The 14683-nt window shown below is 32.7% G+C and carries 13 protein-coding genes; 1 reads left to right on the forward strand and 12 read right to left on the reverse strand.

The features are described 5' to 3' along the window. Window positions 1-16: 16 nt before the first annotated feature. From phoU to EDD62_RS03695, 7 genes are all read right to left on the reverse strand, one after another. Window positions 17-670 (reverse strand): phosphate signaling complex protein PhoU, encoded by a 654-nt coding sequence (gene phoU / locus EDD62_RS03665; RefSeq protein WP_123807576.1) that lies wholly within the window; start codon window positions 668-670, stop codon window positions 17-19. Next, a complete protein-coding gene (pstB, locus tag EDD62_RS03670; RefSeq protein ID WP_249037338.1) occupies window positions 670-1494 on the reverse strand; it encodes a phosphate ABC transporter ATP-binding protein PstB in 825 nt (274 codons plus the stop codon). Before pstB ends, phoU begins: the two co-directional genes overlap by 1 nt. Before the next feature lie 72 nt (window positions 1495-1566). Next, window positions 1567-2463 carry a phosphate ABC transporter permease PstA gene (pstA, locus tag EDD62_RS03675; RefSeq protein ID WP_077140160.1) on the reverse strand — a complete coding sequence of 299 codons (897 nt, stop codon included), beginning with the start codon at window positions 2461-2463 and terminating at the stop codon, window positions 1567-1569. 1 nt (window position 2464) lies between these two features. Beyond that, on the reverse strand, window positions 2465-3391 hold the full coding sequence (gene pstC / locus EDD62_RS03680; protein ID WP_123807577.1) for a phosphate ABC transporter permease subunit PstC: 927 nt from the start codon (window positions 3389-3391) through the stop codon (window positions 2465-2467). Window positions 3392-3469: 78 nt separating this feature from the next. Further along, window positions 3470-4621: a phosphate ABC transporter substrate-binding protein PstS family protein gene (locus tag EDD62_RS03685; RefSeq protein WP_077140158.1), complete on the reverse strand. Its 1152-nt coding sequence runs from the start codon at window positions 4619-4621 to the stop codon at window positions 3470-3472. 503 nt (window positions 4622-5124) lie between these two features. Then, window positions 5125-7314 (reverse strand): peptidoglycan D,D-transpeptidase FtsI family protein, encoded by a 2190-nt coding sequence (locus EDD62_RS03690; RefSeq protein WP_123807578.1) that lies wholly within the window; start codon window positions 7312-7314, stop codon window positions 5125-5127. A 212-nt stretch (window positions 7315-7526) separates the two neighbouring features. Further along, window positions 7527-8129, reverse strand: a complete 603-nt coding sequence (locus EDD62_RS03695; RefSeq protein ID WP_123807579.1) for a superoxide dismutase — start codon at window positions 8127-8129, stop codon at window positions 7527-7529. A gap of 1010 nt (window positions 8130-9139) precedes the next feature. Here EDD62_RS03695 and ispG point away from each other — a divergent pair. Then, window positions 9140-10225, forward strand: a complete 1086-nt coding sequence (ispG, locus tag EDD62_RS03700) for a flavodoxin-dependent (E)-4-hydroxy-3-methylbut-2-enyl-diphosphate synthase (protein WP_192843531.1) — start codon at window positions 9140-9142, stop codon at window positions 10223-10225. A 43-nt stretch (window positions 10226-10268) separates the two neighbouring features. On the opposite strand, the gene EDD62_RS03705 is transcribed toward ispG, so the two are convergent. The 5 genes from EDD62_RS03705 to EDD62_RS03725 all read right to left on the reverse strand — a co-directional run bounded on the left by EDD62_RS03705 (window position 10269) and on the right by EDD62_RS03725 (window position 14598). Beyond that, window positions 10269-10679: a Fur family transcriptional regulator gene (locus EDD62_RS03705; RefSeq protein WP_077140153.1), complete on the reverse strand. Its 411-nt coding sequence runs from the start codon at window positions 10677-10679 to the stop codon at window positions 10269-10271. Continuing rightward, complete coding sequence (locus EDD62_RS03710; protein ID WP_077140152.1) at window positions 10657-11514, reverse strand: metal ABC transporter permease; 858 nt, start codon at window positions 11512-11514, stop codon at window positions 10657-10659. Before EDD62_RS03710 ends, EDD62_RS03705 begins: the two co-directional genes overlap by 23 nt. Continuing rightward, window positions 11511-12260, reverse strand: coding sequence for a metal ABC transporter ATP-binding protein (locus EDD62_RS03715; RefSeq protein WP_225971401.1), 750 nt, complete (start codon window positions 12258-12260; stop codon window positions 11511-11513). The genes EDD62_RS03710 and EDD62_RS03715 overlap by 4 nt, the downstream gene beginning before the upstream one ends. A gap of 50 nt (window positions 12261-12310) precedes the next feature. Then, the gene (locus tag EDD62_RS03720; protein WP_077140150.1) at window positions 12311-13201 is read right to left on the reverse strand and encodes a deoxyribonuclease IV; all 891 of its coding nucleotides are present in this window, start codon (window positions 13199-13201) and stop codon (window positions 12311-12313) included. Between the two features lie 77 nt (window positions 13202-13278). Further along, window positions 13279-14598 (reverse strand): DEAD/DEAH box helicase, encoded by a 1320-nt coding sequence (locus EDD62_RS03725; RefSeq protein ID WP_123807580.1) that lies wholly within the window; start codon window positions 14596-14598, stop codon window positions 13279-13281. Between the last annotated feature and the right edge of the window lie 85 nt (window positions 14599-14683).

Genomic DNA, 14683 nt, shown 5'->3' on the forward strand with positions numbered 1-14683 from the left:
TATATAGTTATAAATATTATATCTCTTCTTGCATTTCAAAACGAGTCCCCGTTTTAATGTAATAAACACTTTCGGCAATATTACAAATATGATCTCCAATGCGTTCTAAATATTTAGCAACTAAATTTGCTTGATTAGATACGAATGGATCATTATCAATTAATTTACTTGAATTAATAATGTCTCTAAATAACTCATCAATATCTGAATCTCTCATAATAATTTCATTCAGCAAGACAACATCATCATTTTCGGAAGCGTGATGTACATCCGCAAGCATAAGTAACGCAAGTTTCTCCATTGTGCGTAATTTCATTAATAAATATTCATCAGAGATTCTAACACGCTTTCTAACTTCTGCAATATTAGAAGCATTATCAGCAATACGTTCTAAGTCATTCGCAATTTTAATGCTAGAGATTATTACTCGCAAGTCAGTCGCAACAGGTTGTTGCTTCATAATGAGTGAAATTGCATCATCATTTATTCGTCTTTCTAATAAATTAATTTCTTGATCAATTTCTATAATTTCACGTGCACGATCTGGTGAATCATCATTAAGTGTATCTACTGCATTATCCACTTGGTTATAAGACTTTACACCGATATCAATAACAAGTTCGTGAAGATCTTGTAATTGTCCCTCATATTTTTTTCGAATAATCATAATTATCCAAACCTTCCTGATACATAATCTTCAGTACGCTTATCATTTGGATTTGAGAAAATCGTATCAGTTTTATCGAATTCAACAACTTCACCTTCATAGAAGAAAGCAGTTTTATCAGAAATACGAGCTGCTTGTTGCATGTTGTGTGTCACGATAATGATACTATACTTGTCTTTAATATCTTGAGTTAATTCTTCAACTTTATTTGTACTGATTGGGTCAAGTGCACTTGTAGGCTCATCCATTAAAATAACATCAGGTTCAATTGCTAAACATCTCGCAATACAAATACGTTGTTGTTGTCCACCAGATAAACCATATGCATTCGTATCTAAACGATCTTTTACCTCATCCCAAATTGCAGCACCTTTTAAAGAAGTTTCAACAATTTCATCTAAGATTTTTTTATCTTTAATCCCATGAATTCTAGGACCATAAGTAATATTATCGTAAATTGATTTAGGAAATGGGTTTGGTTTTTGGAATACCATTCCTACATTTGTACGAAGACGTTCTTTAGAATAATTTTTGTCGAAGATATTTTGATCTTTGTACAAGATATCTCCTTCAGTTCTTACAATAGGAACTAATTCAACCATACGGTTTAATGCTTTAACGTAAGTAGACTTACCACAACCAGAGGGTCCTATAATTGCTGTAACTTCATGCTCTTTAATATCTAGATTGATATCCTTTAATGCATGATTATCACCATACCATAAATTAAAGTTCTTCGTTAAAAATACAGTTTCTTTATCAATATCAGGAACATCATTTGTATTTTCATTAATTTCTACATTCACTTTAGCCTTTGGTTCATGCATTGATTCGTTTTGTTCTGTTCTTTCTGTTTGCTTGTTCATTGTATTCTTTTCCATATCGTGTCACACCTCTTATTAATATCGTTTAGAGTATTTATTACGAATGTAGATAGCTGCAGAGTTCATAATGAATAATAACGCCAATAATATTATTATACCACTACTTGTTACATTTTGGAACTCAGCCTTTGGTAGTTGTACCCATTGGAACAATTGCATTGGTAATGCTGAAAAAGTATCCATTACATTCGTTGGTGTAAAGTACATCCCTACTGGTACACCGATAACAACTAGTGGAGCAGTTTCTCCGACTGCACGAGATAATGCTAAAATAACCCCTGTCACTATACCAGGAATTGCTGCTGGCAAAATAACATTCGTAATTGTTTGCCACTTTGTCGCACCCATACCAATACTTGCTTCTTTAATTGCATTCGGTACCGCTCTTAAACTTTCTTGGGAAGAAACGATAATAACGGGTAGTAACATTAAGGCCATTGTTAAGGCACCTGCAAGAACAGATACACCTAAACTTAATTGTTCAATACCTGCACCACGCACAAATATTGTCAATCCTAAAAGTCCAAATACAATTGATGGTACACCAGCTAAGTTTGCAATATTGACATCGATAAATCTAGTTACTAAATTATCTTTTGCATATTCTTCCATATAAATCGCTGTTCCAACCGATAATATTATCGCAATTGGAGCCATCGTTGTCATCAACCATAATGAACCAATCAATGCTCCTTTTACTCCTGCATTTTCAGGGTTTGCAGTGTCGTTAAAATTTGTTAAAAAGTCACCATCTAAAAACTTAACACCTTTAGTAATAACATCAAATAACAACATTGCAAGAACAACCATTCCTACTAATGTACATGCAAACAATACCCATTTCATAACAGTATTTTTCGTTGCACGAGGGCCCATACGGTTATTAACTTTATCTTTATTAATATAATTCATATTAGTACTCCTCTCTAAATCGACGTGTAATCCATTGAGAGATGATATTCATCACTAATGTAAATACAAATAAAGTCGTTCCTACTGCATATAAACTAAAGTAAACATCAGATCCATATGTCGCATCTCCAGTTGCAACTTGAACGATATAACCTGTCATCGTTTGAATCGTATCCGTAATACTTAATGTATTATTTGGTGAAGAACCAGCTGCAATAGAGACGATCATTGTTTCACCAATTGCACGTGATAAACCAAGTACAACAGAAGCTAATATTCCTGATAATGCAGCAGGTAATACAACTTTCATGGCTACTTCAAATTTAGTCGCCCCAAGTCCAAGCGCTCCTTCACGTAAAGCATTTGGAACTGAGTTCATTGCATCTTCACTTAAACTTGCAATCATAGGAATAATCATTATACCTACAACGATACCTGGTGATAAAGCGTTGAATATATTTAAATCAGGAACGATATTTTTAAGTAAAGGCGTTACGAATGTTAACGCAAAGAAACCATATACAATTGTCGGAATACCTGCTAAAACTTCTAGAATTGGTTTAATAATACGACGTGCCTTATCAGTCGCATATTCACTTAAATATATTGCAGCACCTAAGCCTAAAGGAACTGATACAACTGCAGCAATAGCAGTAATTTTAAGTGTCCCTAACACCAGCGGAAAAATACCCCACTCTGGTTCTGCATTAAAGGCAGCCCAATTATTATTTGTGAAAAATTCTACAATTGATACTCTAGTAAAGAATGTAATTGTCTCAAATAGTAATGTAAAGACAATTCCTAATGTTGTTAACACAGACACACAAGCAATTAAAAATAGAATAATTGGTATAATTTTCTCAATAAAATTACCTTTTTTATTCCCTTGACGTTGTTTGATCAAGTCACGAACTTTATTTTCTGCCATAATTTACTCCTATCCATCAAATAAAGGGACGATGCAATATCGTCCCTGCAATTGATTATTATTCAAAATGACTAGCTATTATTTTGCTAATTCATCAATTTTATCAATTTGTTCTTTATATTGATCTTCTTTCAATGGAACATATCCTGAATCTTGAGCTGCAACTGGTGAATTAGCAATCGCGAATTTTAAGAATTCTTGGAATCCAGGATTTTCTTTAACTTTCGCATTGTTAGCATATACGAATAATGGACGAGATAATGGGTACTCTCCACTTTCAATTGTATCACCAGAAACTTCTACAGCTTCATCAGCTGATTTACCATCTTTAGTTAATGGTACTGCTTTAACATCATCTTTACTTTCTAAGTAGAAGTTGTAACCGAAGAAAGCAACTGCATTTTTCTCTCCTTTAACACCAGTGACTGCAACGTTTGTATCGTTGTTTAAGTCACCTTTAATTCCAGCTTCTTCAACGATTTCTTCGTTAACGAAGTCATAAGTACCATGTGCTTGGTCAGGACCGAATACTTTTAATTCTTCTTCAGGGAAGTCTTCACGAACATCTTTCCAAGTTTTAGCTTCTCCAGAGAAGATTTTCTTTAACTCATCAAAAGTTAAGTAGTCAACGAAATCATTTTCTTTGTTTACTGCAACAGTAACACCATCGTTAGCTACTTTGAATTCAGTGAATTCTACACCAGCATCTTCTAATTGTTTCTTCTCTTCATCTTTGATTGGACGAGAAGCGTTAGAGAAATCATATTCACCAGCGATTAATTTTTCAAAACCAGCACCTGATCCTCCACCTGAAGTTGTAGCTTTGATACCAGGGTATTCTTTAGTTACATCTTTAACAACTTTCTCCATGATTGGAGCTACAGTTGAAGAACCACCACCAGTTACAGTACCTTGAGCATCTTCTGATTTTTCGTATTCGATAACTTTAGCTTCTGAAGCTCCCTCTTCTGAACCAGCTTCATCTTCAGAACCTTCTTCAGTTGACTCTTCTGAATCTTCTTCAGTTGACTCTTCTGAATCTTCTTCAGTTGACTCTTCTGAATCTTCTTCAGTCGACTCTTCTGAACCTTCTTCAGTTGACTCTTCTTGTTTCGTTTCTTCAGTAGTTTCTTCTTTTGAATCCTCTTCAGATGAAGAATCGTCAGAACAAGCTCCTAATACTAATGCTGAACCAAGTACTGTTGTTGATATTAATTGCCATTTTTTCATAATTATAATTCCTCCCAAGAAATAATTTTACAATTTAATGATACACAACCATTGTTAATTAACAATTAAATTAATGTAAATTTAGTGTAAAGATTTATTTAAATAAACTCATTAATTAATTTATAATTAAATTTAATTGATAAATGTATCACTTAATTTATTTATACAATGTTGTCTAAAAACAATCAATTAAAATTGAATATATTTACATAAACTTTACATTACATTCATTATTGAAATATCGAATAAGAAAGCCTAATGATAAAATTATTTACTTTTGTTCACTAAACTATTGTATGAAGGAATGCTACACAATATAAAACACCTTCGAAACTTAATACTCTAAGTCTCGAAGGTGTTTTTGTGATCAAAAATCACTTTCTATTATCAAATTACTACTCACTATTTGTTGTTTTCCCTTGTTGTATCAATACATTATTAGGGTTTGTTTAATCAACTTCATTTTCTTGATTCATATTATTTCCTTGTAGTTGTTAACCACTTTAATTCTGATTAATAGTTTCTAATTGATCATTACCATCTTTCACACTTTGTTCATCTTCACCTGTAAATCCTTTACTATTCTCAGGTAGCAGATGTTTATTCAATTTGAAATACTCTGTAATCATTTCAGCTTCTATTTCATGTGACGGTAGAAATGTTCTATCTGGCTTCATAGGTGTATCAGGTACGATTGATGCAAAAGAAATCACTGGATTTTCAGCTGGAGCGTACCCAACATTTGTTAAATTATAAACAAATTGGTCTTCTCCATTTTTTTTACCAATATATCTTTGTGCTGTACCTGTTTTTCCTGCTGCAGTAACAGGAAGTTTATGTGCGAAATATTCATAACCCGTTCCGTATAATTTATTATAAACATCCAAAAACCCATTTTGCACTTGCTTAAATTCCTTATTTGAATTATCGATTCGATTTAATATAGTACCTTCTACATTTCTTTTTATTGGTCCTAGTTCATCATTATTCGTAGCACTTCTAACCTCTTTAACAATATGCGGTCTTAACCGATAACCATCATTTGCAATCGATGAAACATATTGTGTAGCCTGCATTGGTGTATACGAATAATGCTGCCCGATTGTCGCTTGTAATAGTTGAATCGCTGCAAAGTTTCCTTCCAATTTCGGTTGATATCCTTTAGATTCATTAGGTAAATCTATTTGTGTCTCGACACCTAATCCGAATTGATGGAATCCTTTTTGAAAATCTTCACTTGCTTCAGATACATCTAATGGCAAACCCATATTGTAACTATAATTTAACCCCATTGCTTTGAGTCCCAATTTATACATATAAATATTCGATGATCTTTGTAATGCTTCTCGATCATCCATTGGGTATTTACTACCTGTAGGGTTAAAGAATGACGTCATCAACGAAGTACGTCCTTTAAACTTCAATCCTTCATCGACAATTTCTTGTCCAACTTTTAAATCATTATTTTGGTATGCAGTGAGTACTGTCGCACCTTTTACCGAAGATCCAAGCATATATTGTGTTTGATACGTACCATACGCATAATCTGACACGTTACCATCTTCATCTATTATTTTACCAACCATGGCTAATATATCACCATTTCTAGGGTCTTGAACTACAATAAATGCTCTGTCCATAATTGGCTCTTCAGACCACTCTTCATCCATTTTTTGAAGTTTCTTTAAATGTTTTTCAACTATTTCTTCTAATTTCTTCTGAAACTTAATATCTATTGTTAAAACGAGATCATCTCCACGTTGCCCTGGTTCAATCACTTCTGTTGATTTAATCTTCCCAGATTTATCGGTAACATATCTCATTTTTGTCTTTTTACCACTAAGTGTTAACTCATATTGTTCTTCTAGAAAGCTTTTTCCCACTCTATCATTACGCTCATATCCACGTGCCATATAATAATCCAGTAAATCTTTCGGTAAACCTTCTTCTTTAGATGAAACTTTACCAAAAATTGTCTTTAACACATCTCCTTGTGGGTATACTCTATCCCAGTCCATTGATGTGGAAACACCAGGAAGCTCATCTAAATTTTGAGAAACAGTTGCATATTCTTCTTCTGTTACATCTTCACCTTTAACTTCAACTGGAGCAAGTTCACTCGCACCATTGATAATTCGGAAGATAGCAAGTTGTTGTAATTCATCATCAGAAATTGATTCTAAATCCTTATTTGTAATCTTCTTCAATAATGCTTGATCATACTCTTGTTGACTTAAACTACCATCTTTGAACAGATCCAGTTCTTTTTGCATTCTCTCTTCAACTTTGTCTCGGTTACTAATGATCCAAAAATCCTTTTTATCTCTTTCCGTTATGTTATCAATAGGCATTTTAATATAGTTTGTTAGTTTCTTAGAAATATCTAACAATTCGGATTGGCTTGTAACACGATCTCGAGTGTACATGATACTCTTTTGTGAGCTATTTGTAACAAGTGGGACACCGTTACGATCAAATATTCGTCCACGTGGCACAGAGTTATTAATTTCAACATTTTCAACTGCTGCAATTTGCGCAGCATATGTTTCACCTTTAATGAGTTGTAAATAACCTACTTTCAATATTAATAGCATAATGAGCGCAGTAATAATTAAAAATATTATATTAATTCGACGGTTTAACGATTGTTTTAGTTTATCTTGAACGGTTTTTCTATCAAAGCGTTTTTCCACAAAACTCACCTATTATCTTTTAATTCTATTGATTAAGATTTGAATATAATTATTTTATCATAGCGTATTGTCTATGTCATAAATAATAATAGATATCCATTGATCCTTTTTCAACAATGTTAAATACGAACAAAAAGGAATCTCTATATAGAGATTCCTTTTCCTAAAAGTAATATCAAGCAATATATCTAATTAGAAATAAAAACTACTAATTATTTATCTTGAGAATATAATTCTGAAACTTTATTAAAGTCTACAACATTCCAAAATGATGAAACATACTCAGGACGTTTGTTTTGGTAATTTAAGTAGTAAGCATGCTCCCAAACATCAAGACCTAAAATTGGTGTTTTACCTTCCATTAAAGGAGAGTCTTGATTCGGCGTAGAAGTTACTTCTAATTCACCATTATTAACAACTAACCAAGCCCAACCTGAGCCAAAACGTGTTTTAGCCGCTTCTTCAAATTTAGTTTTGAATTCATCTACAGAACCAAATTTAGCTTCAATCGCTTCTTTTAATTCTCCAGTTAATTCAGAACCACCTGGTGTCATGATAGACCAGAATAATGAATGGTTTGCATGTCCACCAGCATTATTTGTTACTGCAGTCTTTTTATCAGCTGGAATTGAATCGATGTTTTGTAAAACTTCTTCAACAGATTTATCAGCAAATTCAGTACCTTCTAAAGCAGCATTTGCTTTATCAACATAACCTTGGTGATGTTTCGTATGATGAATCTCCATCGTTTTAGCATCAATCGTTGGTTCTAATGCGTTATAATCATATTGTAATTTCGGTAATTCAAATGCCATAATTAATTCCTCCTAATAGTTTGTTCACTTATTATATTAACAAAACGAAGTATTATTAAACATTATTTTGCTCACGGTCAATCTAATTACGTGTGTATACTGTATAATATAATCAATTACAATTAAATTATTAAGCAATATTGATTGTTTTTATTTATGATTTATTAAACAAGAATTTCTATTATAACTTTATATTGATTAAATCACTTAATATCAAATCTATTGTAATGAAAAGGAGATTTATTGTGACACAAAAACAAAAAGAAGATCGGCATCAAGGTTTTAGGATAAATAGTCAAAAAAACGTAAACTATAAATCAAAAAATAAAAGTACAATGCACCATTATTCAAAACATCTACTGAATGCTATAAACCCTATAGGCTCCCATCAGAAAATCCGCACATTGAAATTTAGATATGTATGGATACATCTTGTCTTAATATCGCTATTGTTTTTATCCCTTGAAATGGTTAAAGATCCCTTTTTTTATGAAACAATTCATTCTACACAAATGTACCATGACATTTGGCAACTAATGAGCTTTATTTATATATTGTTTTATTTATTTTTAGTTAATCTATCACTTTTAATTGTTATTATAATTTTAAGTTATCTATGTTTTATATTCATTAAAATATTATCATCTAAACGTATCATTACCTTTGGTACACTGTTTAAGATCGTTGTATTGGTCTTGACACCTATATATATATTGCTATTTGTATATATTTTGATACAAAATAATTTCACCACTTTAAATCACAATTTTTCAAGGATCTTAGTACTTTTGATCATACTTTACAGTCTATATTTACTCTCGAGAATTATTAAAATTCATATACGCAAATAAAAAATCAATGATTAATTAACATATAAAAATAACGTTTGTCATTATTATTTAGATAAATTGTATGAACAAAATATGCGAAATATATGACAACACGACAGCTTATGATATAGTATTAATTAATGTATTAATAACTTAAAGGAGTGCCGATAAATGTCTGAAATCATTCATCGTACAAAGACAAGACCTGTTAAGGTTGGAAATTTAACCATTGGTGGCAACAACGAGATTGTAATTCAAAGTATGACTACAACAAAAACACATGATGTAGAAGCAACGGTCGCTGAAATCAAAAGATTAGAAGAAGCAGGTTGTCAGATCGTGCGTGTTGCTTGTCCTAAAGAAGAAGATGCATTAGCTATCAAAGAGATTAAAAAACAAATCAATATACCACTTGTTGTCGATATACACTTCGATTATAAATTAGCATTGCTTGCGATTGAAGGCGGTGCTGATAAAATCCGTATTAATCCTGGTAATATTGGCCGTCGTGAAAAGGTCGAAGCAGTTGTTGAAGCTGCTAAAGCAAAAGGTATTCCAATTAGAATTGGTGTAAATGCTGGTTCTTTAGAAAAACATATCATCAAAAAATATGGTTACCCTACTGCTGATGGTATGGTTGAAAGTGCATTACATCATATAAAGATTCTTGAGGATTTAGACTTTCATGATATTATCGTTTCTATGAAAGCAAGTGATGTCAATTTAGCACTTGAAGCGTATACTAAAGCTGCACAAGCATTCGATTATCCATTGCACTTAGGTATTACAGAAAGTGGTACTTTATTTGCAGGAACTGTTAAATCAGCTGCGGGATTAGGTGCAATCATTAGTTTAGGTATTGGAAATACATTGCGTATATCTTTATCAGCTGATCCTGTTGAAGAAGTTAAAGTTGCTCGTGAACTGTTGAAGTCTTTCGGTTTAGCAAGTAATGCCGCAACGTTAATTGCGTGTCCGACGTGTGGCCGTATTGAGATTGATTTAATCAGTATTGCAAATGAAGTTGAGGAATATATTTCTAAATTGCAAGTTCCTTTAAAAGTTGCTGTATTAGGTTGTGCCGTAAATGGTCCTGGTGAAGCTCGTGAAGCGGATATCGGAATTGCTGGTGCTCGTGGAGAAGGATTACTCTTCATGAAAGGTAAGACGGTTCGTAAAGTACCAGAAGAAACAATGGTTGACGAATTAAAGAAAGAAATCGATCGACTTGCACTAGAAATGGAAGAAGAACGTAAAGCTCAATAAAAAATATGAATAAAGCTGTATAATAAAATTGCAATGCCTCATTTTAGGCATTGCAATTTTTACATTTACCAAACAATTCAATTTTATGTGAATCAATTTCAACATCAGGCAATTCTTTTTGCCATTCATCCATTGGGCAGAAATGTATCACTTTTGTTTTACCACATTCAGTACATATGAAGTGATGGTGATGATGGTCACTACATGAAATGCGATATTTCATTTCACCATTAAATTCTGTTTGTTCGATAATATTTAAATCATGAAATAGGTATAAGTTTCTATAAATTGTATCAAAGCTAATCCCTGGATACTTTTTATCTAAATGCAACTGTAAGTCTTTCGCACTAATATATTTATCATGGGCGTTGAAAAAAGAAATAATGTCTTTTCTTTTATCCGTATATTTGTATCCTTCATCTTTCAATAATTTAATTGCTGCTTCTACTTGCACGTGTTACACCTCGTTTCTGAATCATATTCCATAGGAATGTAAATAGAAGCATTAATATAAGTGTTAATACAATTGTACCTCCTGGAGAAATATCGAGATAAAATGCCGTGAACATTCCAATCATAACTCCTATTTCACCCACAATTATACTGACAATCATTAATTGCTTAAATCCTTTCGTTACTCTTAACCCTATCGCGACTGGTATCGTAATAAGGGCTGACACAAGTAATGTCCCAACAATTCTCATGCTCGCTACTATAACAATAGCAACGACAAGCATAAACAATGTGTGTATCCATTGAGGGATATTGACCACTCTACTATATTCATGATCAAAACTTAACAAGAATAGCTCCTTAAAAAATAAAGTTATGAATATAATCACAATCAATAAAACGATGATAATAAATATCATATCAGACCATGTCACCGCACTGATTGAACCAAATAAATAGCCAAATAAGTCTTGGTTAAAGCCATCAGCTAATGAGATAAATACAACACTTAAGCCAATCCCTAATGACATAATAATTGGTATCGCTAAATCTTCAAATGCTTTATACAATGTTCTTAATTTCTCAATGAGTAGTGCTCCAATAACACAAAATACAATCCCCATATTGATTGGAGTTAAAATAGATATCGATGTTATTGAAGTTAAATACATACCAAATGCAATACCACCAAGAGATATATGACTTAATGCATCAGCAATTAATGATAGGCGACGTACGACGATAAATGTTCCAATCAACGGTGCAATAAAACCGACGATTAATCCTGATATTAAGGCATAACGGATAAAGGAATATTCAAAGGCTGCTTCAATCATTTGCAACACTCCCTTTCATGGTCATGATCGACAAATTTGACTGGATGACCATAAATCTTACTCAAGTCAACTTCATTAAGCTGTTTGAATTCATCATTTGTCCCATGGAAATGAAGATGTTTGTTAATACAAGCCACTTTATCAGCTTGTTCTGCCACAATTCCAATATCATGACTAACTAATAGTATCGTTAATTGACTTCGTTTTAAACGATTCAAAATATCATAGAAATGAGCAATTTGAGAAGCATCTATCCCTACCGTCGGTTCATCAAGGACTAATACTTTAGGGTCAGCAACAAGTGTCCTTGCGATGAATACACGTTGTTGCTGACCTCCTGAAAGTTCGTTAATATTGCGATCTTCGAAGCCTTCTAAATTCACTTCTTTTAATATATCTTTAACAAGTTGTTTATCCTTTTTATTAAATCTCTGATAAATTTTTTTACTTTTAGTCAAACCACTTAAAACGACTTCTTCAACAGTCGCTGGAAATCCATGATTGAATGCATTAGACTTCTGAGATACGTAACCAATTTTTTCCCAATGTTTAAAGTGATTGACTTTCTTACCATCGATTAAAATTTCACCATGTTGCACTTCAAGAAGTCCTAAAATTAATTTCAATAATGTTGATTTTCCAGAACCGTTAGGACCAACAATGGCCATAAATTCACCTTGAAAAATTTTTAAGTTAATATGCTCTAGTGCTTTTTTATTTTCATATTGATAACTGACGTCATTCATTTCAAAAATAGGTTTTTGATATTTTTTGTTGTCATTCACCATCATATCACCTATTCAGATAATAAAGTATTTTGCAATTCTGGGTTAAATTGTCCTGCACGTAACATTTCAATTTCTAATTTATATGGTGGCTTTTTACTTTTCTTATCAACACCAACAAATGGTGTCTCAAGTATTTTTGGAATATCTTTAAACTGATCATGATGGACTATATAATTCAACGCATCAAAGCCAATTTCTCCAAACCCAATATTTTCATGTCTGTCTTTTTGCGCGCCACAAACATTTTTTGAATCATTCACATGTACAACTTTAATACGTTCTACTCCAATAATTCGATCAAATTCTTCTAAAACACCATCAAAATCATTAACAATATCATACCCTGCATCGTGTGTATGACATGTATCAAAACATACAGACAATCGTTCGTTATGTGTTACGCCATCGATAATTTGAGCGAGTTCCTCAAATGTTCGACCACATTCACTGCCTTTTCCAGCCATCGTTTCTAGAGCAATCTGAACGTCATGATCATTTGTTAGAACTTCATTTAATCCTTCTATAATCTTTTGAATCCCAGCGTCACTTCCTGCACCAACATGTGCTCCTGGATGCAATACAATTTGTTTAGCACCAAGAGCTTCAGTGCGGATGATTTCGTTTTGTAAAAACTCTACACCAAGTTCGAATGTTGCCGGCTTTGTTGTATTCGCGATATTGATAATGTACGGTGCGTGAACGACTAAATTTGAAATATTATTCGCTTTCATATGTTCTTGACCCGCTTCAATATTCAATTCCTCGATCGGTTTACGTCGCGTATTTTGTGGAGCTCCTGTATAAATCATCATTGTTGTCGCACCATAACTTGCCGCATCAACACTTGATTGTAATAACATTTTCTTACCACTCATTGAAACATGTGATCCTAATAGCATTGATTGATCTCCTTTTATTATGTGATTTAATGAATTATTCAGCTTTACTTTTCCTATTAATTACAAATATAACGATATTATTTCTTTCTCTTTTGAACTTTTCCATATCGTTTCATTTCTTGCTTCTTCAAATCATCCAGTTTACGTTTGAATTTCTTTTTATATCCTGGTTTAACTTTTTTCGATGATTTGACTTTATGTTTTAAGTTTTTATCAATAGTCATTTGATTCTTTGCACGGTTTTTACGCTCAGTTCTCGGTTTGATTGGCTTGATTTCACCTTTCATAATGTCAACGTGATTAAATTTAATCCCTCGCTCTTCGATTAAATCAATCGCGCGTTCATCATCTGGTGTATACATCGTAATGGCAACACCCTTATAATCCCCGCGTCCAGTTCTTCCCACGCGATGAACGAAAAACTCTAAATCATTCGGTATATCAATGTTTATGACATGTGACACACCGTCAAAGTCTAATCCTCGACTTGCCAAATCACTCGCTACGACATAGACATAGTCTAAGTTTTTAATTTTTGTAATCTGTTGCTTACGCTCTCTTGGGCTTAAACCACCGTGGATAATTCCTACATTCACTCCAGCATTTAATAAATATTGATAATATTCATCACATGCTTCACGAGAATTAGCAAATAAAATTGCTAAATATGGATTAATTGTCTTTGTAATTTCAATCAACTTATCTTCTTTTGACATCGATCGTGTTGGAATTAACAAATGTTCGATGTTTTTACTCGTTTTTGACTGAGGCTCAATCTCCACAAATTCTGGATTAGAAATATATTTATTCAAAAATGGATGTAAACCCTTTGGAATTGTCGCACTGAATACTAATAATTGCGCATCTTTTTTAACGTGACTAACAAGTTGGTCAACATCTTCCATAAATCCGAGATCAATCATTAAATCTGCTTCATCCAGTACGATTGTATTGGCAACATTTATATTTAACTTACCTTCACGATTTAACTCTTTAATTCTTGTAGGCGTACCAATAACAATATTCGGAATTTTTTTATTCGCATCTTTAAAGAAGTCTGTACCGCCGATGTAAATACCTGCTGTTACGTCTTTATCAAATCGGATTAAGTGATTCGTCATATCAAAAACTTGTCGAGCAAGTTCACGTGTAGGCGTTAAAATAATTGCTTCGACATCTGTAGAAAGAGCGTCAACTTTTTCGATAATCGGTAATAGATAACTATGAGATTTACCTGTCCCTGTTTGAGATTGAGCAACTAAATTTTTATTTGCTAATACTTTTGGAATGACACGTTGTTGAATTTCTGTTGGCTTTTTGAAGTTTAAATCTGTAATGGCATTAAGTAATGATTCATTAAGCCCTAAGTGCTCAAATGAATGTTTTTCGTTTGTCATAATATTCACCTCTTTTATTTTTCATTCTATCTATCATTTAAAATACATAATCCGATTCGCTTAATTTTTTACTCTGTTGAACATT

This window comes from Abyssicoccus albus (assembly GCF_003815035.1).
Taxonomy (GTDB): domain Bacteria; phylum Bacillota; class Bacilli; order Staphylococcales; family Abyssicoccaceae; genus Abyssicoccus; species Abyssicoccus albus.

Bases quoted from the DNA above. Each gene is read 5' to 3' on its own strand.
- pstB (WP_249037338.1), bottom strand. From the start codon at position 1,494: ATGCATGAACCAAAGGCTAAAGTGAATGTAGAAATTAATGAAAATACA.
- pstA (WP_077140160.1), bottom strand. From the start codon at position 2,463: ATGAATTATATTAATAAAGATAAAGTTAATAACCGTATGGGCCCTCGT.
- pstC (WP_123807577.1), bottom strand. From the start codon at position 3,391: ATGGCAGAAAATAAAGTTCGTGACTTGATCAAACAACGTCAAGGGAAT.
- EDD62_RS03685 (WP_077140158.1), bottom strand. From the start codon at position 4,621: ATGAAAAAATGGCAATTAATATCAACAACAGTACTTGGTTCAGCATTA.
- EDD62_RS03695 (WP_123807579.1), bottom strand. From the start codon at position 8,129: ATGGCATTTGAATTACCGAAATTACAATATGATTATAACGCATTAGAA.
- EDD62_RS03710 (WP_077140152.1), bottom strand. From the start codon at position 11,514: ATGATTGAAGCAGCCTTTGAATATTCCTTTATCCGTTATGCCTTAATA.
- EDD62_RS03715 (WP_225971401.1), bottom strand. From the start codon at position 12,260: ATGAATGACGTCAGTTATCAATATGAAAATAAAAAAGCACTAGAGCAT.
- EDD62_RS03720 (WP_077140150.1), bottom strand. From the start codon at position 13,201: ATGCTATTAGGATCACATGTTTCAATGAGTGGTAAGAAAATGTTATTA.
- EDD62_RS03725 (WP_123807580.1), bottom strand. From the start codon at position 14,598: ATGACAAACGAAAAACATTCATTTGAGCACTTAGGGCTTAATGAATCA.